This window comes from Burkholderia sp. MSMB1498 (assembly GCF_001526245.1).
GTDB lineage: Bacteria > Pseudomonadota > Gammaproteobacteria > Burkholderiales > Burkholderiaceae > Burkholderia > Burkholderia savannae.
Genome location: NZ_LOYJ01000120.1, coordinates 1 through 22,803, shown reverse-complemented (window position 1 = coordinate 22,803; position 22,803 = coordinate 1). Strand labels below are relative to the sequence as shown.

At 68.9% G+C, this 22,803-nt stretch carries 22 protein-coding genes; 17 read left to right on the top strand and 5 right to left on the bottom strand.

The genetic code is table 11. From position 1 onward, the window contains the following. Positions 1-226: 226 nt before the first annotated feature. The 12 genes from urtA to ureG all read left to right on the top strand — a co-directional run bounded on the left by urtA (position 227) and on the right by ureG (position 11,746). Positions 227-1,534 carry an urea ABC transporter substrate-binding protein gene (gene urtA / locus WS91_RS28045; protein WP_038745788.1) on the top strand — a complete coding sequence of 436 codons (1,308 nt, stop codon included), beginning with the start codon at positions 227-229 and terminating at the stop codon, positions 1,532-1,534. Between the two features lie 88 nt (positions 1,535-1,622). Continuing rightward, complete coding sequence (gene urtB, locus WS91_RS28040) at positions 1,623-3,251, top strand: urea ABC transporter permease subunit UrtB (protein ID WP_059671450.1); 1,629 nt, start codon at positions 1,623-1,625, stop codon at positions 3,249-3,251. Position 3,252: 1 nt separating this feature from the next. Continuing rightward, positions 3,253-4,437 carry an urea ABC transporter permease subunit UrtC gene (gene urtC / locus WS91_RS28035; protein WP_059583617.1) on the top strand — a complete coding sequence of 395 codons (1,185 nt, stop codon included), beginning with the start codon at positions 3,253-3,255 and terminating at the stop codon, positions 4,435-4,437. Further along, a complete protein-coding gene (urtD, locus tag WS91_RS28030) occupies positions 4,434-5,297 on the top strand; it encodes an urea ABC transporter ATP-binding protein UrtD (RefSeq protein ID WP_038745794.1) in 864 nt (287 codons plus the stop codon). Before urtC ends, urtD begins: the two co-directional genes overlap by 4 nt. A 4-nt stretch (positions 5,298-5,301) precedes the next feature. Then, positions 5,302-5,994 carry an urea ABC transporter ATP-binding subunit UrtE gene (gene urtE, locus WS91_RS28025; RefSeq protein ID WP_038745796.1) on the top strand — a complete coding sequence of 231 codons (693 nt, stop codon included), beginning with the start codon at positions 5,302-5,304 and terminating at the stop codon, positions 5,992-5,994. A gap of 195 nt (positions 5,995-6,189) precedes the next feature. Beyond that, a complete protein-coding gene (locus tag WS91_RS28020) occupies positions 6,190-7,065 on the top strand; it encodes an urease accessory protein UreD (RefSeq protein ID WP_038745798.1) in 876 nt (291 codons plus the stop codon). A gap of 221 nt (positions 7,066-7,286) precedes the next feature. Continuing rightward, the gene (gene ureA, locus WS91_RS28015; RefSeq protein ID WP_009889615.1) at positions 7,287-7,589 is read left to right on the top strand and encodes an urease subunit gamma; all 303 of its coding nucleotides are present in this window, start codon (positions 7,287-7,289) and stop codon (positions 7,587-7,589) included. An 89-nt stretch (positions 7,590-7,678) separates the two neighbouring features. Then, entirely contained in the window at positions 7,679-7,984 is a 306-nt protein-coding gene (locus WS91_RS28010; protein WP_059671449.1) for an urease subunit beta, read from the top strand. A gap of 60 nt (positions 7,985-8,044) precedes the next feature. Next, positions 8,045-9,751: an urease subunit alpha gene (gene ureC / locus WS91_RS28005; RefSeq protein ID WP_059671448.1), complete on the top strand. Its 1,707-nt coding sequence runs from the start codon at positions 8,045-8,047 to the stop codon at positions 9,749-9,751. A gap of 17 nt (positions 9,752-9,768) precedes the next feature. Continuing rightward, entirely contained in the window at positions 9,769-10,398 is a 630-nt protein-coding gene (gene ureE / locus WS91_RS28000; RefSeq protein WP_059671447.1) for an urease accessory protein UreE, read from the top strand. Next, positions 10,385-11,065: an urease accessory protein UreF gene (locus tag WS91_RS27995; protein WP_059671446.1), complete on the top strand. Its 681-nt coding sequence runs from the start codon at positions 10,385-10,387 to the stop codon at positions 11,063-11,065. The genes ureE and WS91_RS27995 overlap by 14 nt, the downstream gene beginning before the upstream one ends. A 30-nt stretch (positions 11,066-11,095) precedes the next feature. Beyond that, positions 11,096-11,746 (top strand): urease accessory protein UreG, encoded by a 651-nt coding sequence (gene ureG, locus WS91_RS27990; protein ID WP_038745808.1) that lies wholly within the window; start codon positions 11,096-11,098, stop codon positions 11,744-11,746. A gap of 142 nt (positions 11,747-11,888) precedes the next feature. Here the strand turns inward: ureG and waaA are convergent, their stop codons facing one another. The 5 genes from waaA to WS91_RS34815 all read right to left on the bottom strand — a co-directional run bounded on the left by waaA (position 11,889) and on the right by WS91_RS34815 (position 17,011). Beyond that, positions 11,889-13,274, bottom strand: a complete 1,386-nt coding sequence (waaA, locus tag WS91_RS27985; RefSeq protein ID WP_038745810.1) for a lipid IV(A) 3-deoxy-D-manno-octulosonic acid transferase — start codon at positions 13,272-13,274, stop codon at positions 11,889-11,891. A gap of 37 nt (positions 13,275-13,311) precedes the next feature. Continuing rightward, positions 13,312-14,196: a Kdo hydroxylase family protein gene (locus tag WS91_RS27980; protein ID WP_038745812.1), complete on the bottom strand. Its 885-nt coding sequence runs from the start codon at positions 14,194-14,196 to the stop codon at positions 13,312-13,314. A 15-nt stretch (positions 14,197-14,211) separates the two neighbouring features. Further along, positions 14,212-15,279, bottom strand: a complete 1,068-nt coding sequence (gene waaC, locus WS91_RS27975; RefSeq protein ID WP_059583604.1) for a lipopolysaccharide heptosyltransferase I — start codon at positions 15,277-15,279, stop codon at positions 14,212-14,214. Positions 15,280-15,387: 108 nt separating this feature from the next. Beyond that, on the bottom strand, positions 15,388-16,806 hold the full coding sequence (locus WS91_RS27970) for a phosphomannomutase/phosphoglucomutase (RefSeq protein ID WP_082758398.1): 1,419 nt from the start codon (positions 16,804-16,806) through the stop codon (positions 15,388-15,390). A gap of 16 nt (positions 16,807-16,822) precedes the next feature. Continuing rightward, positions 16,823-17,011: a hypothetical protein gene (locus WS91_RS34815; RefSeq protein ID WP_156432535.1), complete on the bottom strand. Its 189-nt coding sequence runs from the start codon at positions 17,009-17,011 to the stop codon at positions 16,823-16,825. Between WS91_RS34815 and WS91_RS27965 the strand changes: the two genes are divergently transcribed. The 5 genes from WS91_RS27965 to WS91_RS27945 all read left to right on the top strand — a co-directional run bounded on the left by WS91_RS27965 (position 16,964) and on the right by WS91_RS27945 (position 22,506). Beyond that, the gene (locus WS91_RS27965; protein ID WP_197422287.1) at positions 16,964-18,298 is read left to right on the top strand and encodes a lipopolysaccharide biosynthesis protein; all 1,335 of its coding nucleotides are present in this window, start codon (positions 16,964-16,966) and stop codon (positions 18,296-18,298) included. The two genes, WS91_RS34815 and WS91_RS27965, sit on opposite strands and share 48 nt — an antisense overlap. Next, positions 18,295-19,131, top strand: a complete 837-nt coding sequence (locus WS91_RS27960) for a glycosyltransferase (RefSeq protein ID WP_038745814.1) — start codon at positions 18,295-18,297, stop codon at positions 19,129-19,131. Before WS91_RS27965 ends, WS91_RS27960 begins: the two co-directional genes overlap by 4 nt. A 67-nt stretch (positions 19,132-19,198) precedes the next feature. Then, positions 19,199-20,335: a glycosyltransferase family 4 protein gene (locus WS91_RS27955; protein WP_038745816.1), complete on the top strand. Its 1,137-nt coding sequence runs from the start codon at positions 19,199-19,201 to the stop codon at positions 20,333-20,335. A gap of 14 nt (positions 20,336-20,349) precedes the next feature. Continuing rightward, positions 20,350-21,372 carry a UDP-glucose 4-epimerase GalE gene (gene galE / locus WS91_RS27950; protein ID WP_038745818.1) on the top strand — a complete coding sequence of 341 codons (1,023 nt, stop codon included), beginning with the start codon at positions 20,350-20,352 and terminating at the stop codon, positions 21,370-21,372. 27 nt (positions 21,373-21,399) lie between these two features. Continuing rightward, the gene (locus WS91_RS27945) at positions 21,400-22,506 is read left to right on the top strand and encodes an MraY family glycosyltransferase (RefSeq protein WP_038745820.1); all 1,107 of its coding nucleotides are present in this window, start codon (positions 21,400-21,402) and stop codon (positions 22,504-22,506) included. The last annotated feature ends 297 nt before the right edge of the window (positions 22,507-22,803 follow it).

Genomic DNA, 22,803 nt, shown 5'->3' with positions numbered 1-22,803 from the left:
GCACGCGATGCACAACCATGCAGCATGCGCGCGCCCGGCGCTGCACCGCGACGGACCACGCGATGCGCGAACGCGGGCATCGCAGGCACCGCGGCGCATCGCCGAAAGCCCCGCCGACGGGCGCGCGCACGCGCGCCGCGCCGCTTCTGGCACATGCCTTGCGTAATCGGTTCGCCGCGTGTCCGCTCCGGTGCGCGCCCACACTCCAACAGGCAAGGGGAATTCGATGAAACGTCGCAGTCTTTTGAAGTTCGGATCGATGGCAGGCGTGATGGCGCTCGCGGGGCAAAGCCCGCTCGCGCGCGCGGCGGATGCGGGCAAAGGCCCGATCAAGGTGGGCATCCTGCATTCGCTGTCGGGCACGATGGCGATCTCCGAGACTTCGCTCAAGGACACCGCGCTGATGACGATCGCCGACATCAACAAGAACGGCGGCGTGCTCGGGCGGCAGATTCAGCCCGTCGTCGTCGATCCCGCCTCGAACTGGCCGCTCTTCGCCGAGAAGGCGCGCCAGTTGCTCACGCAGGACAAGGTCGCGTGCGTGTTCGGCTGCTGGACGTCGGTGTCGCGCAAATCGGTGCTGCCCGTGTTCGAGGAGCTGAACGGCCTGCTCTACTACCCGGTTCAGTACGAGGGCGAAGAGATGTCGCGCAACGTGTTCTACACGGGCGCCGCGCCGAATCAGCAGGCGATTCCGGCCGTCGAATACATGATGAGCTCGGAAGGCGGCGGCGCGAAGCGCTTCTTCCTGCTCGGCACCGATTACGTCTATCCGCGCACGACCAACAAGATCCTGCGCGCGTTCCTGAAATCGAAGGGCGTCAAGGATTCCGATATTCAGGAAGTCTACACACCGTTCGGGCACAGCGATTACCAGACGATCGTCGCGAACATCAAGACCTTCGCGCAAGGCGGCAAGACGACGGTGATCTCGACGATCAACGGCGATTCGAACGTGCCGTTCTACAAGGAGCTCGGCAATCAGGGGCTCAAGGCGACCGACGTGCCCGTCGTCGCGTTCTCGGTGGGCGAAGAAGAGCTGCGCGGCATCGACACGAAGCCGCTCGTCGGGCACCTGGCCGCGTGGAATTACTTCATGTCGGTGAAGGGGCCGGCGAACGCGAAGTTCAAGGAGCAGTTCGCCGCGTGGGTGAAGTCGCAGAACCTGCCGGGCGGCGCGAAACGCGTGACCAACGATCCGATGGAAGCGACGTTCGTCGGCATCCACATGTGGAAGCAGGCGGTCGAGAAGGCGAAGAGCACCGATGTCGACCGCGTGCGCGCCGCGATGATCGGCCAGAGCGTGGCCGCGCCGTCGGGCTTCACGCTGACGATGGACGGCAACCATCATCTGCACAAGCCGGTGATGATCGGCGAGATCCGCGGCGACGGCCAGTTCAACGTCGTCTGGAAGACGAAGACGGCCGTCCGCGCGCAGCCGTGGAGTCCGTTCATCGCGGGCAATCAGGGCAAACCCGATGTGGTCGGCTCGATTTCCGAGTTCCTGCGCCGCCGCCGCACGGCACTCGCCTGACGCCTGCGCACGCGCCGCGCGAAAGCGCGGCGTCTTCATCGCGCGCGGCCGCGCCGCGCGCGCCCTCTCCCTTCGCGAGGACATACCGATGCCCACGCCTTTGAGCCGCGCCGCCCGTGCGTTCGCGGCGCTCGCCGCGTGCGCGGCGTTCGCGCTCGGCGCGCCCCGCGCGGCGCTCGCCGTCACGGCTGCCGACGTCGCCGCGCTCGCCGGCGACGACTTCGACGCGAAGACCGCCGCGGTCGACCATCTCGCCGCCGAGCACGACGCCGCCGCCGTCGCGCTCCTGAACGCGCTCGCGAACGGCGACGCGCTCGCGACCGACGCGGGACGCATCCTGATCCAGAGCGGCGACACCGCGCGCGACGCGCTGACGAACGCCCCCGCGCAGACGGGCGACGCGCAACCCGTGATGCTCAACAACCTGCTGCGCACGAAGATCGCGAATGCGCTGTCCGGGCTCGATCTCGCTTCGCCCGATCCCGACACGCGGCGCGGCGCGATCGATGCGCTGCTGAAGAACCCCGACGCATCGTTGAAACCGATGATCGACGCGGCGCGCGCGAAGGAGACCGACCCGACGCTCAAGCGCCGCCTCGACGCGCTGCGGGCGATCGCCGCGCTGCACGACGCCGATCCGGCGAAGCGCCTCGAAGCGGTGCGGCTCGTCGCCGCGCGCCGCGATCTCGACATGATCGAGCAACTGCGCCCGCTCGCCGCGAAAAATGCCGACGGCAGCTATGCGGAGCCCGATGCGCGCGTGCGCGACGCCGCACAGCAAGGGCTCGACGCGCTGCACACGATCCAGCGCCGCGGCGAGATCGCGGGCACGCTGTTCGCGGGCCTGTCGCTCGGCAGCGTGCTGCTGCTCGCCGCGCTCGGCCTCGCGATCACCTACGGCCTCATCGGCGTCATCAACATGGCGCACGGCGAATTCCTGATGATCGGCGCATACGCGACCTATGTCGTGCAGACGCTCGTGCAGCGCTACCTGCCGGGCGCGTTCGACTGGTATCCGCTCGCCGCGATTCCGGCGTCGTTTCTCGCGGCGGCCGCGCTCGGTGCCGTGCTCGAGCGCACGGTGCTCAAGCACCTGTACGGCCGCCCGCTCGAGACGCTCCTCGCAACCTTCGGCGTGAGCCTCATCCTGATCCAGGCGACGCGAATGATCTTCGGCGCGCAGAACGTGCAAGTCGTCAATCCGTCATGGATGAGCGGCGGCGTGACCGTGATGCAGAACCTGATCCTGCCGTACAACCGGCTCGCGATCCTCGCGTTCGCGCTCGCCGTCGTCGGCGTCGCGTGGGCGGTGCTCACGAAGACGCGGCTCGGCCTGTTCGTGCGCGCGGTCACGCAGAACCGCCGGATGGCCGCGTGCGTCGGCGTGAAGACGGCGCGCGTCGATTCGTATGCGTTCGCGTTCGGCGCGGGCATCGCGGGGCTCGGCGGCTGCGCGTTGTCGCAGATCGGCAATGTCGGCCCCGATCTCGGCCAGAGCTACATCATCGATTCGTTCATGGCGGTCGTGCTCGGCGGCGTCGGACAGATCGCGGGCACGGTGCTCGGCGGCTTCGGCCTCGGGCTCGTCAGCAAGGCGATCGAACCGTTCTGGGGCGCCGTGCTCGCGAAGATCGCGGTGCTCGTGATGATCGTGCTGTTCATCCAGAAACGCCCGCAAGGGATGTTCGCCCTGAAGGGCCGCAGCGCGGAGGCTTGACATGACTTCGACGATCCAATCACTTTGCGTCGCGCCGAGCGCCGCCTCCCCCGCGGCGGCCGCCCCCGCCGCGCCGCGCTTCGCGCTCGGCCTGCCGCCGCGCCCCGCGCTGCTGTCGCGGCGCGCGTGGCTCGCGCTCGTCGCGCTGTGCGTCGCGGTGGGCGTCGGCGTGCCGCTCGCCGCGCTCGTCGCGCCCGAGTCGAGCGCTTTTCATCTGTCATCCTATGCAATGACGCTCGCGGGCAAGCTGATGTGCTACGCGATCGCCGCGCTCGCGCTCGATCTCGTCTGGGGCTACTGCGGCATCCTGAGCCTCGGGCACGGCCTGTTCTTCGCGCTCGGCGGCTATGCGATCGGCATGTACCTGATGCGCGCGATCGGCCGCGACGGCAAGTACGGCAGCGACCTGCCCGACTTCATGGTGTTCCTCGACTGGCATCGGCTGCCATGGTACTGGAGCGGCACCGAGCATCTCGCGTATGCGCTCGCGCTCGTCGTGCTCGTGCCTGCCGCCGTCGCGTGGGTGTTCGGCTTCTTCACGTTTCGCTCGCGCGTGAAGGGCGTCTATCTGTCGATCATCACGCAGGCGACGACGTTCGCCGCGATGCTGCTCTTCTATCGCAACGAGACGGGCTTCGGCGGCAACAACGGCTTCACCGATTTCAAGCGCATCGCCGGCTTCGCGATCACGTCGCCCGACACGCGCACGGCGCTGTTGCTGATGACGTTCGCGACGCTCGTCGCGTCGTTCGTGGCCGCGCGCGCGATCGTCACGAGCAAGCTCGGCCGCGTCGTCACCGCGATCCGCGACGGCGAGACGCGCATCATGTTCCTCGGCTACAGCCCGCTCGCGTACAAGCTGTTCGTGTGGGTCGTGTCGGCCGTGCTGTGCGCAATCGCGGGCGCGCTGTACGTGCCGCAGGTCGGCATCATCAACCCGAGCGAGATGTCGCCCGGCAACTCGATCGAGATGGCGATCTGGGTCGCGGTGGGCGGCCGCGGCACGCTGATCGGCCCGATCGTCGGCGCGTTCGCCGTCAACGGCGCGAAGAGCGTGTTCACCGCGTACTTCGCCGAATACTGGCTGTTCTTCCTCGGCCTCATCTTCGTGCTCGTGCCGCTCGTGCTGCCGCGCGGCATCATGGGCCTCGTCGACACCGTCACGCGCAAGGGAACGCCACGATGAACGAGAACGCGATGATTCCCGACCTCGCGCAGCCGGACGGCGTCGATCTGCGCGCGGTCAGCGGCACGGCGCCGATGTCGCACGTCGTCACGCCCGGCGCGATCGACACGTCGCACGGCACGATCCTCTATCTTGAGGATGTCGAAGTGAGCTTCGACGGTTTTCGCGCGCTGAGAAAGCTGTCGCTGTCGATCGACGTCGGCGAGCTGCGCTGCGTGATCGGCCCGAACGGCGCCGGCAAGACGACGATGATGGACGTGATCACCGGCAAGACGCGCCCCGACGCGGGCAAGGTGTTCCTCGGCCAGACGCTCGACCTCGCACGCATGAACGAGCCGGAGATCGCCCGCGCCGGCATCGGCCGCAAGTTCCAGAAGCCGACCGTGTTCGAGCAGCACCCGGTATGGGAAAACCTCGAGCTCGCGATGGCGGCCGACAAGCGCTGGTTCGCGTCGCTGCGCGCGCGGCTCGACCGCGCGGCGCAGGCGCGGATCGAAGAGACGCTCGCGCTGATCCGGCTCGAGGACAGCGCGTACCGGCTCGCGGGCGAGCTGTCGCACGGGCAGAAGCAGCGGCTCGAGATCGGCATGCTGCTGATGCAGCGCCCCGCGCTGCTGCTGCTCGACGAGCCCGCGGCCGGCATGACCGACCACGAGACGATGGCGCTCGCCGAGCTGCTGAACACGCTGCGCGGCACGTGCTCGATGATGGTCGTCGAGCACGACATGGAGTTCGTCGCGGCGCTCGCGGGCGACGCGGGCCGCGTGACCGTGATGGCCGAAGGCGCGGTGCTCGCGCAAGGCACGCTCGATCAGGTGAAGCGCGACGAAGCGGTGATCGAGTCTTACCTCGGACGATGATGCGATGCTGACGATCGAAGCGCTGAACCAATACTACGGCGGCAGCCACATCCTGCGCGACGTGACGCTCGAAGCCGGCGACGGCAAGCTCACCGTGCTGCTCGGGCGCAACGGCGTCGGCAAGACGACGCTCTTGCGCTGCGTGATGGGCGTCGTGCCGACGAAAAGCGGCGGCATCGCGTGGCGCGGCAAGCCGCTCGGCGCGCTGCCGCCCTACGCGCGCGTCGCCGCGGGCCTCGCTTACGTGCCGCAGGGCCGCGACGTCTTTCCGCGGCTCACCGTCGAGGAGAACCTGCTCGTCGGCGCGGCGAGCCGCAAGGCGCCGTCCAAGGTGCCCGACCGCATCTACGATCTCTTTCCGGTGCTGAAAGACATGCGCGCGCGGCGCGGCGGCGACCTGTCGGGCGGCCAGCAGCAGCAGCTCGCGATCGGCCGCGCGCTGATGAGCGAGCCGCAACTGCTGATCCTCGACGAGCCGACGGAAGGCATCCAGCCGTCGATCATCCAGGACATCGGCCGCACGCTGCGGCAGCTCGTCGACGAATCGAAGATGACGGTGCTGCTCGTCGAGCAGTACTACGATTTCGCGCGCTCGATCGCCGATCGCTACTGGGTGATGAGCCGCGGCGAGATCGTCGCGGGCGGCGCGGGCAGCGAGATGGACGCGCACGGCGTGCGTGAGATGATCGCGGTTTGAGCCGCGCGCTTCGCGGCGAAGGCGAGCCGAGCGCGCCCGTGCCGAACGCGCATTGCGTCAATCCGCGAGCGGCAAGCGGCTGCGCCGCGACGCGGCTCGCTCGCGCGAAATCGTCGCGCGCAACCATCGCGCCCGGCCGCGCCCGCGCGCCGGGTATCCTGTAGCATTGATGCGCCCGCTTTCCAGATTCGACCGATGTCCGCCCACGAACCCCACGCCACGCTCGTCCGCCCCGCCGCCAAGGCGTGGCACGCCCGCCTCGAGCTCGGCTTCGAGCGGCAGCCGGCGGGGCGCACCGCGCTCGCCCATCGCCGGCACGCGGGGCCGCTGCGCGTGCAGCGCGCGCTCTATCCGGAAGGCGACGCAATCTGCCACGCGGTCATCGTTCATCCGCCGGGCGGCGTCGCCGGCGGCGACCGCCTCGAGATCGACGTGAGGCTCGACGCCGGCACGCACGCGGTGCTGACGACGCCCGGCGCGACGAAGTGGTACAAGTCGAACGGGCTCGACGCGCGGCAGCGGATCGACATCGACGTCGGCGCGCACGCGAAGCTCGACTGGCTGCCGCAGAACAATCTGTTCTTCGACGCCGCGCACGCGTCGCTCGAATTCGTGCTGAAGCTCGGCGACGGCGCGAGCGCGCTCGGCTGGGACGCGACGCAGCTCGGCCGCCAGGCGGCGGGCGAAGCGTGGTCGACGGGCAGCATCGCATCGTTCTCGAAGATCGTCGGCCCGTCGGGGCGGCCATGGTGGGTCGAGCGCGCGCGCCTCGACGCGGCCGATCCGCTGCGCGCCGCGCCGCAAGGGCTCGGCGGCTTTCCCGTCTACGGCACGCTGTGGGCGCTCGGCGCCGCATGCACCGACGCGCTCGCCGAATCGATCGCGCCCGCGCTGCCGTTCGACGACGCGCTGCGCGCCGGCGTCACGTGCGTCGCGCCCGGCGTGATGCTGATTCGCGCGCTCGCCCATTCGATGGAAACGCTGCAGCGCCTGTTCATCGACCAATGGCTTGCGCTGCGCCCGATCGTCCACGGCGTCGACGCGAAGCCGCTGCGTCTCTGGCAGACCTGATCGCCGCACGTTCCTGACGCACGCCTTTCAGAAAAACGCGCCATCTCGGTGCGCGCCGCACCGCCGCGCGGCACGAACGCGCGGATAAAACGCGTGGCACGTGCCTTGCTCTCTTGCTTCAGCAGGCCTCGCCGCACGCGCACGTTCGCAGTGCTACGATATCTTCGCGCCCGCCGCGCAGCGCGCCGCCCGAATATTACGTTTTCCAAAATGTTTCTTTCATGAAACTGACTCCCCGAGAAAAAGACAAGCTGTTGATCTTCACGGCGGCGCTCCTCGCCGAGCGCCGCCGAGCCCGCGGGCTCAAGCTCAACTACCCGGAGACGATCGCGTTCATCACGGCCGCGCTGATGGAAGCCGCGCGCGACGGCAAGACGGTCGCCGAGGTGATGCATTACGGCACGACGCTGCTCACGCGCGACGACGTGATGGAAGGCGTGCCCGAGATGATTCCCGACATCCAGGTCGAAGCGACGTTTCCCGACGGCACGAAGCTCGTCACCGTCCACCACCCGATTCCGTGAAGGCGCGTCATGATTCACCGCATGGTTCATTTCCCCGCGCATTCCGCTGACGGATTCCGCGCCGCACGCACGCTTGGCCGGAGGGCCGCATGATCCCCGGCGAAATCCTCAGCGACGAAGGCGAGCACGAGCTGAACGCGGGCCGCAAGACGATCGAGCTCGCCGTCGCGAACACGGGCGATCGCCCCGTGCAGGTCGGCTCGCACTATCACTTCCACGAAGTCAACGACGCGCTGTCGTTCGATCGCGCGGCCGCGCGCGGCTTTCGGCTGAACATCGCGGCCGGCACCGCGGTGCGCTTCGAGCCCGGCCAGTCGCGCACGGTCGAGCTCGTCGAGCTCGCGGGCGCGCGCGCCGTCTACGGCTTCCAGGGCAAGGTGATGGGGCCGCTCTGAGCGCCCGCCCCGACGCGACTCGTTGACACGCCCGCACGGGCATCCGAAGGATTCGACGACATGACATTACGTTTGAGCCGCCGCGCGTACGCGGAAATGTACGGGCCGACGACGGGCGACCGCATTCGCCTCGCGGACACCGAGCTGCTGATCGAAATCGAGCGCGACTATACGATCTACGGCGAAGAAGTGAAGTTCGGCGGCGGCAAGGTGATCCGCGACGGCATGGGGCAATCGCAACTGAGCGCGGCCGACGTGGCCGACACCGTGATCACGAATGCGGTGATCCTCGATCACTGGGGCATCGTGAAGGCGGACATCGCGATCAAGCACGGCCGCATCGCCGCGATCGGCAAGGCGGGCAATCCGGACATCCAGCCGGGCGTGACGATCGCGATCGGCGCGGCGACCGAGATCATCGCGGGCGAAGGCCTGATCGTGACGGCGGGCGGCATCGACACGCACATCCACTTCATCAGCCCGCAGCAGATCGACGAAGCGTTGGCTTCCGGCGTGACGACGATGATCGGCGGCGGCACGGGCCCCGCGACCGGCACCAACGCGACCACCTGCACGCCGGGGCCGTGGCACATGGAGCGCATGCTGCAGGCGGCCGACGGCTGGCCGATCAATCTCGGCTTCCTCGGCAAGGGCAACGCGAGCCGGCCGCAGCCGCTCGTCGAGCAGGTCGAGGCCGGCGCGATCGGCCTCAAGCTGCACGAGGACTGGGGCACGACGCCCGCCGCGATCGACAACTGCCTCGCGGTCGCCGACGACACCGACACGCAGGTCGCGATCCATACCGACACGCTGAACGAAGGCGGCTTCGTCGAAGCGACGGTCGCCGCGTTCAAGGGCCGCACGATCCACACGTACCACACCGAAGGCGCGGGCGGCGGCCACGCGCCCGACATCCTGAAGGTGTGCGGCGAGCCGAACGTACTGCCGTCGTCGACGAATCCGACGCGTCCGTACACGATCAACACGCTCGACGAGCACCTCGACATGCTGATGGTGTGCCATCACCTCGACCCGTCGATCGCCGAGGATCTCGCGTTCGCCGAATCGCGCATTCGCCGCGAGACGATCGCGGCCGAGGACATCCTGCACGATCTCGGCGCGCTGTCGATGCTCTCGTCCGATTCGCAGGCGATGGGCCGCGTCGGCGAAGTGATCATCCGCACGTGGCAGACCGCGCACAAGATGAAGGTGCAGCGCGGCGCGCTTGCCGAGGACAGCGTGCGCCACGACAACTTCCGCGCGAAGCGCTACGTCGCGAAGTACACGATCAATCCGGCGCTCACGCACGGCATCGCACACGAAGTCGGCTCGATCGAGCCGGGCAAGTGGGCCGACCTCGTGCTGTGGGAGCCCGCGTTCTTCGGGATCAAGCCCGCGATGATCATCAAGGGCGGCATGATCGCGCTCGCGCAGATGGGCGACCCGAACGCGTCGATCCCGACGCCGCAGCCCGTTCATTACCGCGAGATGTTCGCGACGCGCGGCGGCGCGCTCGCGCGCACGTCGCTCACGTTCGTGTCGCAGCTCGCGCTCGACGCGGGCATCGGCCAACGCTACGGGCTCGCGAAAAGGCTCGTGCCGGTGCGCGGCTGCCGCACCGTGACGAAAAACGACATGATCCACAACGCGTGGCGGCCCGCCATCAGCGTCGATCCCGAAACCTACGACGTCGTCGCCGACGGCACGCTGCTCACCTGCGAGCCCGCCGCCGTGCTGCCGATGGCGCAACGCTATTTCCTGTTCTGAAGTCCTGACGAATCATCATGCGCACGATCGACAAACGCATCGCCCCGAACGTGAAACTCGCCGCCTCGCTCGTCGCGCGCGCGCCGGCGCTCACGCTCGCTTATGACGCGCGCTGCAAGAGCCGGCTCGCCGCGACGCTCGACACGGGCGAGGAAATCGCGCTCGTGCTGCCGCGCGGCACGGTGCTCGCCGACGGCGACGTGCTCGTCGCCGACGACGGCGCGCTCGTGCGCGTCGCCGCGGCCGACGAAGCCGTGCTGCTCGTGCGCGCGCCCGACGCGCTCACGCTCACGCGCGCCGCGTACCATCTCGGCAACCGGCATACGCCCGTCGAGGTCGGCGCGCATTACCTGAAGCTCGAATACGATCCCGTGCTCGCCGACATGCTCACGCGCCTCGGCGCGACGATCGAGCGCGCGAACGCGCCGTTCCAGCCGGAAGCCGGCGCATACGGCGGCGGGCATCGGCACGGGCACGACGCGACGTTCGCCGAGGATTACGCGCTCGCGCAGCAGGTGTTCGGCGAGCACCACGGCCACTCGCACTCGCACTCGCACTCGCACTCGCACGATCACGATCACGATCACGATCACGATCATCAGCATGGTCCGTCCTGCTCGCACGGTCATGGCCATGGACACCGCTGAGCTCGTCGCGCTGCTGCATCTCGCGTCGCCGGCCTTGCCGATCGGCGCGTTCAGCTATTCGCAGGGCCTCGAGGCCGCGCTCGACGCGCCGCTCATCCGCAACGCCGACGACGCGCGCGACTGGATCGCGAGCGGTCTCGCCGACGTGCTCGCGCACGGCGAGCTGCCGTTCCTCGCGCATCAAGTCGCGCGCTGGCACGCGCACGACGCGGCGGCGCTCGCCGAGGCGAACGACGAATTCGTCGCGAGCCGTGAATCGTCCGAGCTGCGCCGCGAAACCGAGCAGATGGGCTGGTCGCTCGCGCAACTGTGCGCGTCGCTCGAATGGGGCGACGCCGCGCGCCGCGCGACGCTCGCGTCGATCTCGCCGATCGCGCTGCCGAGCGCGTTCGCGTTCGCGGCGGCCGCGCACGGCGCGACGCCCGACGCGACGCTCGCCGCGTACGCGTTCGGCTGGGTCGAGAACCAGACGGCCGCCGCGATCAAGGCGGTGCCGCTCGGCCAGCTCGCGGGCCAGAAGATCATCGTCGCGCTGCGCGAGCCGATCCGCGCCGCGGTGCGCCGCGCGCTCGCGACGCCGCCCGACGCGATCAACACGTTCGCGCCGCAGCTCGGCATCCTGTCCGCGCGGCACGAATCGCAGTATTCGCGCCTGTTCCGTTCATAAGCATCCCAGAGCATTCTCACGCACCGAATCATGAACGCACCCCATTCCGCGGCGGCGGCCCGCCGCACGAAGAAGCTCCCGCCGCTGCGCGTCGGCATCGGCGGCCCCGTCGGCTCCGGCAAGACGACGCTCCTCGAAATGCTCTGCAAGGGCATGCGCGAGCGCTACGACCTCGTCGCGATCACGAACGACATCTACACGAAGGAAGACCAGCGCCTGCTGACGATCGCGGGCGCGCTGCCCGAAGAACGGATCATGGGCGTCGAGACGGGCGGCTGCCCGCACACGGCGATCCGCGAGGACGCGTCGATCAATCTCGAGGCGGTCGACCGGATGCTGTCGCGCTTTCCGGACGCGGACATCGTGTTCATCGAATCGGGCGGCGACAACCTCGCGGCGACGTTCAGCCCTGAGCTGTCGGACCTGACGATCTACGTGATCGACGTCGCGGGCGGCGAGAAGATTCCGCGCAAGGGCGGCCCGGGGATCACGAAGTCGGATCTGCTCGTGATCAACAAGACGGATCTCGCGCCGCTCGTGGGCGCGAATCTCGACGTGATGGCGTCCGACACGAAGAAGATGCGCGGCGAACGCCCGTACGTGATGTGCAATCTGAAGGCGCTCGACGGCGTCGCCGACGTGATCGCGTTCATCGAGAAAAAAGGATTGCTGACGGTCTGAGCGCGCGGCGCGCGATGTTCGCGGCCTGGGCTCGCGCGATCGCGGAGCGGCGCGACACCGCGATCGCGCGATGCGGCGGCCGTGGCGGCCGCGGCTGCGATGACGCCGCCGTCTCGCAACCACGCACGGCGCGATGCGGCGCTCAGTCGCGCGCAGCCCCCGTGTCGCGCCCGCCGCCCTCGCCTTCGTCGCTTGCCGCCGACACGGCGCGCGGCGGCGGCAACAGCGCATTCAGCACGTCGACCGTGCGCGCGGTCGCCCCGCGATGCCGCGCGGCGAACGCGGCGCCCGCCGCGCCCATCGCGGTGCGGCGCGCGTGATCGGCGAACAGTTCGTCGAGCGTGCACGCAAGATCCGCCGAATCCCGCACCTGCGCGCACGCGCCCGCCGCGACCGCATCGGCCGTCGCCTGCGTGAAGTTGAACACGTGCGGCCCGATCAGCACCGGCACGCCCACCGCGCACGCCTCGATCAGATTCTGCCCGCCGAGCGGCAGCAGGCTGCCGCCGATGAACGCGACGTCGGCGGCCGCGTAGTACGCGCCCAGCTCGCCCATCGAATCGCCGAGCAGCACGTCGACGTTTGCCGGCAACGCGGATGCGGCCGGCTGGCCCGCCGCGGCGGCGGCCGCGTCGGCCGCCCATTCGGTGCGGCGTGCGTGGCGCAAGCCGCGCCGCTCGACGAGCGCCGCGACTTCGGCGAAGCGCTGCGGATGGCGCGGCACGAGAATCAGCAGCGCGCCCGGCGTCGTCACCCCAGCGAACGCGTCGAGCACGAGCGCCTCCTCGCCGTCGCGCGTGCTCGCCGCGACCCACACCGGCCGCCCGCCGATCGCCTCGCGCCATGCGCGGCCGCGCGCGGCGAGCTCGGGCGGCGTCGTCATGTCGAACTTCAGGTTGCCGAGCACGGCGACGTTGCGCGCGCCGAGCGATGACAGGCGCTCCGCGTCGGCCGGGCTTTGCGCGAGCACGCGCGAGAAGCCGCCGAACACTTCGCGCGCGGCCGAGCCGAACTTCGCCGCGCGCCTGAACGAGCGCGCCGACATCCGCGCGTTCGTCAATACGAGCGGCACGTCGGCGCGGCGGCACTCGTCGATGAGCGTCGGCCAGACTTCAGTCTCCATCACGAGGCCGAGCGACGGCCGCCACCCATGCAGGAAGCGCCGCACGAGATGCGGCAGATCGTACGGCAGATAGCAGCGCGACACGCGCTCGCCGAAGATCTGCTCGCCCGTCGCGCGGCCGCTCGGCGTCATGTGCGTGAGCAGCACGTGCACGTCGGGCCGTGCGCGCATCAGCGCATCGACGAGCGGCTGCGCGGCGCGCGTCTCGCCGACGGACACCGCGTGCACCCAGACGATCGGCGTCGATTCGTCGATGTGGCGCGCAAGCGCGCGGCCCGGCCCGAAGCCGAAGCGCTCGCCGATATGCTCGCGATAGCCGCGCTCCTTGCGCGAGCGCCACAGCAGGCGCAGCACCGCGAGCGGCGCGATCAGCCACCACAGCGCGCGATAGATCGCTCTCAGCATCGCGCGGCGGCTCCGTCGAAGGAAACGTCGCGCGCGCTCAAACGAGAGCCCTGCCCTGCAGGCGTTCGAGAATGCCGAGCGGCGCGCGCTCCGGACGGACCATCGCGTCCACCGGCAGGAAGAAAGTCTGCTCGAGCATGAACTGGCCGGACATCACCGCGTGCGACGCCTGATCCGAGAAACACACCCACACGCTGCCCGACGGGAACGGCATCGTCTGCTGCGGGCTGCTCTTCTGATAGTCGAGATCGGCCTTCATGCTGTCGTGCAGATTCAGCATCAGGTGGTCGTACGCGCTGCGGCGCGACTTCGTCACGTGCAGCAATTCGAGCAGCCACGCGGAGCCCGGCACCTGCGGCTTGATGCGCGGCAAGAAGCGCTTCGCGACGTCCTCGAACGGCTCGCCGACGCGCCACACGCGCGGCACGCCCGCCGGGTTCACGTTGGTGAACACGCGCAGAATCCGCTCGCCGTAATTCGGCCGCGACGGAAACGCGTCGACGTGCAGGCGGCTGTCGTCCTTGCGCCACGACGTCTCGCGCGTCTCGACCTGCATCAGGCGCAGGCTCGTCGGCGCGACGCGCAGCTTGCCGCGATACTCGGGAAAGAGGCCGTCGACGAGCGTGCCCGCCTGCTGCTGGAAACGCGCGATCAGCGCGCGCACGGCCGATTGCGTGACGGCGTCGCCCGCCACGCCGGCGAGCGCGCCGCCGTTCGGCGCGAGGCTGATGTTCTTGCGCTTCGGATCGGCGAACGCGGGATCGAGCAGCGCTTCCTCGCCGCCTTCGATCGCGAAGCGCAGATGTGAAAAGAACAGCACCTTGCCGTCTTCGAGGCCGGCGAGCAGCTGCTCGCGCGGCACGGACAGATGTTGGCCGCTCCAGTCGGCGGACGCAATTTCGATGATCTGGGATTCGCTCATGATCGCCTGTCGGGATTACAAGAGGCCGAACGACGCGAGTGCGTCCTTCACCTGCGAAAGGGACGGCGGCGCGCCGGCGGTGCCGAGATTGACGACGTTGGGCGACCAGTAGCCGCCCGTGCGCCAGGCTGTCGCGAAATTGTACAGTTCGACGGTCGGACGCTTCAGCGCCGCCGCGATGTGGACGAGGCCGGTATCGACGCCGACCGTCGCCGCCGCGCCGTCGATGAGGCCGACGACCGCGGGCAGCGACAGCTTCGGCGGCACGATCGCCGCCGCGCCGAACGCCTTCGCGAGACGCTCGCTCGTCGCGCGCTCGGCGTCGCTGCCCCACGGCAGCACGAGCGACGCGCCGCGCCGCACGAGCGCCTCGCCGAGGCCGATCCATGCGTCGTCGGGCCACTGCTTGTCGGCGCGCGACGTCGCGTGGACGAACACGACGTACGGCACCGGCAGGTTCAGATCGAGCGACGCGAGCGCTTGCGACGCGCCGCGCGTGTCGACGCCGAAATCGATCGCATCGGCAGGCGTCGGCGCGGGGTCGCCCAGCGCGGCCGCGACGAGCTGCCGCGAGCGCTCGACGACATGCGTGCGCGGCACGATCGGCACGCGCTTGTCGTAGAAGAAGCGCACCGGCCACTCGTAGCCCGCGCCGTCGGTGCGGTTGCCGAGGCCGACGAGCGGCCCGCGCGCCCAGCTCGCGACCCACGCGGTCTTGATGAGCCCCTGGCAATCGATCACGAGGTCGTAGCGCTCTTCGGCGAGCCGCCGCCGGAACGCGCGGATCTCGCGCCATGTGCCGGGCGTGCCGAGGCGCTTGCGCCAGCGCCGCAGCGAGAACGGCAGCACGTTGCGCACGCCGTCGACGAGCCGCACGAGATCGGCGAAGCCTTCCTCGACGAGCCAGTCGATCTGCGCGTCGGGATGGCGCCGGCGGATGTCGGCGATCACCGGCATGTTATGCACGACGTCGCCGAGCGACGACACGCGCACGATCAGAATTTTTTGCACGCTGAAAAAAATGGCCGGCAGCCGCCGGCACAGACCGAAAGGACGGATTTTATCGCGCCGGACGGCCGGCACAGACAAAAAGCGGCGAACGCACGAATGCGTCGCCGCTTTTTCGACAAGGCTTGCGTCAGCGCAAGGCCGGTCGGGCCGCCCCCGCCGCGCGACGCGCGAAAGTCAAGCTCAGAACGGCAGGTTCGCGTCCGGCTTCGCGGCCTTCAGCGCGCGCCGGAAATCGTCCTGGATTCGCGCGAGCGCCGCGTCGGACGTCGCCTCGAAGCGCAGCACGACCACGGGCGTCGTGTTCGACGAGCGCGCGAGGCCGAAGCCGTCCGGATACTCGACGCGCAGGCCGTCGATCGTCACGACTTCGTCGGCGCCGTCGAACTTCGCATCGGCGCGCAGCTTGTCGATCAGCTTCACGTTCTCGCCCTCTTCGAGCTTGAGCTGAAGCTCCGGCGTCGACACTGCGTTCGGCAGGCCGTTCAGAAGCGCGCTCGGATCGGCCACGCGCGCGAGGATCTCGAGCAGGCGCGCGCCCGTGTAGAGACCGTCGTCGAAGCCGTACCAGCGATCCTTGAAGAACACGTGGCCGCTCATCTCGCCCGCGAGCGGCGCGCCCGTTTCGCGCAGCTTCGCCTTCACGAGCGAGTGGCCCGTCTTCCACATCAGCGGCTCGCCGCCCTTCTCGCGCACCCAGTGCGCGAGGTTGCGCGTGCACTTCACGTCGTAGATGATCTGCGCGCCCGGGTTGCGCGACAGCACTTCCTGCGCGAACAGCATCAGCTGGCGGTCCGGGTAGATGATCTGGCCGTCCTTCGTGACGACGCCGAGGCGGTCGCCGTCGCCGTCGAACGCGAAGCCGATCTCGGCGTCGGTCGTCTTCAGCTTCGCGATCACGTCCTGCAGGTTCTCCGGGTGCGCCGGGTCCGGGTGGTGGTTCGGGAAGTTGCCGTCGATGTCGGTGAAGAGCTCGACGAGCTCGCAGCCGAGCGCCTTGAACAGGCGCGTCGCGAGCGGGCCCGCGACGCCGTTGCCCGCGTCGACGACGAGCTTGAGCGGCCGCGCGGGCTTGATGTCGCCGACGATGCGCTCGACGTACTGGTCGGCGACGTCGTATTGCTCATACGAACCGCTGCCGACTTCGAAGCGCTCGTCGACGATGCGCTTATAGAGGGCCTGGATCTGGTCGCCGTAGATCGCGGCGCCGCGCAGCACCATCTTGAAGCCGTTGTAGTCGGGCGGGTTGTGGCTGCCCGTGACGACGATGCACGAGTCGACGCGGCGCTCGCCGTTGGCGAGCGCGAGCGGCACGCTCGCCGCGAAGTAGCCGACGGGCGTCGGCACCATGCCGACGTCGACGACATCGACGCCCGACGCGCGCAGCCCGTCCGCGAGCGCGCCGACGAGCTCGGGGCCCGACAGGCGGCCGTCGCGCGCGACGACGACCGCGTCGCCGCCCTGCGCGCGCACTTCGCTGCCGAACGCGCGGCCGATCGCGCGCGCGACGTCGGCGTCGAGCGTCTTGCCGATCACGCCCCGAATATCGTATGCCTTGAAGATGGATTGGGAGATCATCGATTCACTCTCAGTGTCGTCCATAAAAAATTTGGCCGCCTCAACGCGAATGCGTAAAAAATTGTCGCCCGAACCGACCGGCGAGCGGCAACGCATGGCTCTGCCGATGCCGGAAGCGAATCCGATCCAACTTATAATCGCTGGTTTCAGCTACGCCGATCGCGCCCATTTTAATGCCTGAATGCTTCATCGCAGCAAAACCGCTCCCGCGGTCGGCCGGCCCGGTCATCTCGCGCACGTTTGCCCGCGGCGCGTCATGCTGAAATCCAGGCTTTCGAATCCCGACGTCGCGAAGGCCGTCGCGAACCTCGCGTGGCTCGGGCTCGAGCGGCTCACGCAGATCGGCGTCGCGATCGTCGTGAGCGGCCTGCTCGCCCGCTACTTCGGCCCCGACGCGTTCGGCAAATGGCAATACGCGAATACGCTCCTCCTCGTCCTCGCGCCGCTCACCTGGGTGTGCGGCGCGGAGATCCTCGTGCCGACGATCGTCCAGCGCACGGGCGCGCAACTGGGCGCCGTGCTCGGCAGCGCGTTCGCGCTGCGCTTCGCGGTGTCGGTCGCCGCGCTCGCGCTCACGTGGGCGGCGATCGCCCTGGGCGCGTTCGATCCGCTCGTCGGCGCGATGCTCGCCGGGCTCGCGGTGACGCTCGTGCTGCGCGAGCCGTTCGTCGGCATCGTCAATGCGTGGCTGCAGAGCATGACGTACAGCAAGCCGCAACTGCTCGCGAGCATCGCGGCGGCGATCGCGAAGATGGCGCTCGTGTGGCTCTTGGTGCGCGCCGCCGCCGCGCCCGCGCGCTTCGGCTGGCTGTGGGCGCTCGAGGCCGCGGCGATCGCGGCCGCGCTGATCTGGTATTACCGCGGCCGCAACGGCGGCGCGCTCGGCTGGCGCGTCGAGCGCCTGCTCGTGCGCGAGTTCGCGACGACAGGCACCGTCTTCTGGCTCGGCCTCGTCTGCATGTACCTGTTCCTGAAGCTCGACCGGCTGATGCTCGAGCGCTACGTGTCGTTCGCCGAGCTCGGCCGCTACGCGGCCGCGCAGCAGTTGAACGAGAACTGGATCACGCTCGCGCTGATGCTCGCGCAAACGATCGCGCCCGCGTTCGTCTACCGCGTGCAGGACGCGCCGCGGCTGCGCCGCAACGTGTGGCGCCTGATCGGCATGACGGCCGCGCTGATGGCCGCGGGCGCGCTCGTGCTCGACCTGCTCGCGGGCTTCATTATCCGCAAGGTGTTCGGCCCCGGCTTCGAGACGTCGGTCGACGTGTTCCGCCTTGCGGTGTGGCTGTCGGTGCCGGCCGGCATCGAGGCGATCGGCAATCTCGTCGTGCTCAAGTATCAGGCGAAGTTCGTGCTGCTCGCGAAATGGTCGACGGCGCTCGCGCTCGCCGCGCTCGTCAACCTGATCGCGATTCCCGCACTCGGCCTCTATGGCGCGCTCGCGGGCCTCGCCGCCGGCTATCTCGCCGCCGCGTCGGTCAATTTCTACTACATCAGCCTGAAGCTGCGCCCATGACGCCTTCCCTCGCCCCGCCCGGCGCCGCCCGCCCGCTCGACGACGTCGCCGTGCTGATTCCGGCATACAACGCGCACGACGACCTGCTGCGCACGCTGATGTCGTTTCGCGAGGACGCGCCCGTGCGCGTGCTCGTCGTCGACGACGGCAGCACGCCGCCGATCGCCGCGCCCGAACTGCCGGGCCTCGCGATCGACGTGCTGCGGATGCCGCGAAACGGCGGAATCGAGCGCGCGCTCGCGGCCGGCATCGACGCGCTCGCCGCGCGCGGCTTCCGCTACGCGGCGCGCATCGACGCGGGCGACCTCGCCGCGCCCGGCCGGCTCGCGAAGCAGCGCGCGTACTTCGACGCGCATCCGCACGTGGCGGGCCTCGGCACGTGGACGCAGGTCGTGTCGCGCGACGGCCGGCCGCTCTTCATGCTGACGCCCGCCGCCGATCCCGCGACGCTGCGCCGCACGCGCTTCTTTCGCTCGCCGTTCGTCCATCCGTCGATGATGCTCGACATCGCGGCGGTGAAACAGGCCGGCAACTATCGAATCAAATATCGCGCGGCGGAAGACCTCGATCTTTTTTTACGGTTAATGGAACGCTACGATTGCGCGAACCTGCCGGAGCTCGGTTTGTATTACGAATTGAACGAAGGCGGCATCAGCGCGACGAAGCGGCGGCGGCAGATCGCGTCGACGCTCGCGCTGGCGCTGCATTACTTCGATCCGCTCAATCCTTACGATTGGCTCGGCGTCGCGAAAAATCTGCTCCATTTCGTGACGCCCTATTCGACGCTGCAGCGCGCGAAGCGCCTGCTGTTCGCCCCGCGCGGCGCCGCATGACGCGCCGCGCCCGCTCACGCGCCCGCTCAGACTGGCCCGCGCATCCGATTATTTTTTTCAGCCCGACATGAGTTCCGCTTCCGCCCTGCGCATCGTTCTCGTCTGCAATACCGCGTGGGCGATCTACACGTACCGGCACGGCCTGCTGCGCATGCTGATCGCGCGCGGCGCGCAGGTGACGGTGCTCGCGCCGCGCGACCGCACGGTCGAGCCGCTCGTGCGGATGGGCTGCCGCTACGCGGAGCTGCCCGTCGCATCGAAAGGCACGAGCCCGCGCGAGGACCTGCGCACGCTCGCCGCGCTCTATCGGCACTATCGGGAAATCAGGCCCGATCTCGTGTTCCATTACACGATCAAGCCGAACATTTACGGATCGATCGCCGCATGGCTCGCGCGCGTGCCGTCGATCGCGGTGACGACGGGCTTGGGCTACGTATTCATCCAGAGAAGCCGCGCCGCACGCGTCGCGAAGGCGCTGTACCGCTTCGCGTTCCGCTTCCCGCGCGAAATCTGGTTCCTGAACCGCGACGATCTCGACACGTTCGCGCACGAGCGGCTCCTCGCGCATCCGCAGCGCGCGCGCCTCCTGCACGGCGAAGGCGTCGACCTCGAGCAGTTCGCGCTCGCGCCGCTGCCCGAGCGCGACACGTTCACGTTCGTATTGATTGGCCGCCTGCTGTGGGACAAAGGCGTGCGCGAATATGTCGACGCGGCGCGCGCGCTGCGCACGCGCTATCCGCAGGCGCGCTTCGCGCTGCTCGGCCCCGTCGGCGTCGACAATCCGAGCGCGATCTCGCGCGCCGACGTCGACGCGTGGGTGCGCGAGGGCGTGATCGATTACCTCGGCGAGGCGCACGACGTGCGGCCGCACATCGCCCGCGCCGACTGCGTCGTGCTGCCGTCGTATCGCGAAGGCGTGCCGCGCACGCTGATGGAAGCGTCCGCGATGGGCCGCCCGATCGTCGCGACCGACGTGCCGGGCTGCCGCGACGTCGTCGCCGACGGCGACACGGGCCTCTTGTGCACGGCGCGCGACAGCGCGAGCCTCGCCGCGCAACTCGCGCGGATGCTCGACATGAGCGCCGCCGAGCGGCGCGCGATGGGCGAGCGCGGCCGGCGAAAGGTCGCCGCGGAATTCGACGAAGCGAAAGTCATCGAACGTTATCATCAGACCATTTCCGCCCTGACGGGCGTCACACTTTGACGGAGCAATCAGCAATGAGCACGAAGGGCACGATCCTCGTCACCGGCGGCGCGGGCTATATCGGTTCGCACACCGCCGTCGAGCTGCTCGAGCACGGCTACGACGTCGTGATCGCCGACAACCTCGTCAACAGCAAGCGCGAGGCGATCGCACGGATCGAGAAGATCACGGGCAAGACGCCCGCCTTCCACGAAGTCGACGTCTGCGACGAGCGCGCGCTCGCGCGGGTGTTCGACGCGCATCCGATCACGGCCGCGATTCACTTCGCCGCGCTGAAGGCGGTCGGCGAATCGGTCGCGAAGCCCGTCGAGTATTACCGCAACAACCTCGACGGCCTGCTGTCGCTGCTGCGCGTGATGCGCGAGCGCAACGTGAAGCGGATCGTGTTCAGCTCGTCGGCGACCGTATACGGCGTGCCCGAGCGCTCGCCGATCGACGAGACGTTCCCGCTCTCGGCGACCAACCCGTACGGCCAGACGAAGCTGATCGCCGAGCAGATCCTGCGCGACGTCGAGCTCGCCGATCCGGCCTGGCGCGTCGCGACGCTGCGCTACTTCAATCCGGTCGGCGCGCACGAGAGCGGCCTCATCGGCGAGGACCCGGCCGGCATTCCGAACAACCTGATGCCGTACGTCGCGCAGGTCGCGGTCGGCAAGCTCGAGAAGCTGCGTGTGTTCGGCAGCGACTACCCGACGCCCGACGGCACCGGCGTACGCGACTACATCCATGTCGTCGATCTCGCGCGCGGCCACATCGCGGCGCTCGACGCACTCGAGCGCCGCGACGCGAGCCTCACCGTCAACCTCGGCACGGGCCGCGGCTACAGCGTGCTCGAAGTCGTGCGCGCGTTCGAGAAGGCGTCGGGGCGGCCCGTGCCGTACGAGCTCGTCGCGCGCCGCCCGGGCGACGTCGCCGAGTGCTACGCGAACCCCGCCGCCGCGGCCGATATCATCGGCTGGAAGGCCGAGCGCGACCTCGACCGGATGTGCGCGGACCACTGGCGCTGGCAGGAAAACAACCCGCGCGGTTTTGTATAATCCGCTGTCCAATTTCCGGGCACGCCCATGCTCAGCTTCGCCGTCGGCTTCATCGTCTCGCTTCTCGTCACGCTGCTCATCGTCCGCTATGCGCACCTGCACGAGAAATTCTCGATCGACAACGATCTCGCCGGCGTGCAGAAATTCCATGCGCGGCCGGTGCCGCGGGTGGGCGGCATCGGCATCCTGATCGGGCTCGTGGTCGCGACGGCGCTGCTGTCGCGCCGGTATCCGGCGATCGCGGGCAGCATTCTCGGGCTCGCCGCGTGCGGGCTGCCCGCGTTCGCGTCCGGGCTGATCGAGGATCTGACGAAGAAAGTGACGCCCGCCGCGCGGCTTGTCTGCACGATGGCGGCCGCGGCGCTCGCGTTCGTGCTGATGGGCATCGCGATCACGCGCATCAGCGTGCCGCCCCTCGATTTCCTGCTCGGCTACGCGGCGATCTCGGCCTCGGTCACGGTGCTCGCCGTCGCCGCGCTCGCGAACGCGGTCAACATCATCGACGGCTTCAACGGCCTCGCATCGATGGTCGCGTTCATGATGTTCGCGTCGCTCGCGTACGTCGCGTTCCAGGTCGGCGATCCGGTCGTGATGTCCGGCTCGATCGTGATGATGGGCGCGATCATGGGCTTCTTCATCTGGAACTTTCCGGCGGGCCTCATCTTCCTCGGCGACGGCGGCGCGTACTTCATCGGCTTCATGCTCGCCGAGCTCGCGATCTCGCTCGTGATGCGGCACCGCGAGGTGTCCGCGTGGTATCCGGTGCTGCTCTTCATGTATCCGATCTTCGAGACCTGCTTCTCGATCTATCGGAAGAAATTCATTCGCGGCATGTCGCCCGGCATCCCGGACGGCGTGCACCTGCATATGCTCGTCTACAAGCGGCTGATGCGCTGGGCGGTCGGCACGCGCGCCGCGCACGAGCTCACGCGCCGGAATTCGCTGACGTCGCCGTACCTGTGGCTGCTCTGCCTCGTCGCGGTGATTCCCGCGACGCTCTTCTGGCAGCACACGATCCATTTGTTCGCGTTCGTGATCGTGTTCGCGCTCACGTACGTGTGGCTTTACGTGAGCATCGTCCGGTTCAAGTCGCCGCGCTGGATGGTGGTCCGCAAGCATCAGCCGAGGCGGTAACGCGGCGGCGGCACAACGGCAGGCAAAAAAAAGCGCGAGCCGATCTTCGACTCGCGCTTTTTCCATGAAGCAGCCCATCCCGAATTGGATCGATGCCGTTTCGGCCGCTCGCTGTTCCCGCTACCGTTTCGAGCGTTGATTCAACGAATCGAACGCTTGCCGTGCGCCTCGCATGTTCGAGCGAACGCGGCAACGAATTCAGCGGCGCGGCGCCCCGGCCAGAGGTGGCCGCGCAAATTCGGACAGTCGGGTAAGTGGAATGCCCGGGGCCTGAGCCAGCGATAATGCAGGCAAAGG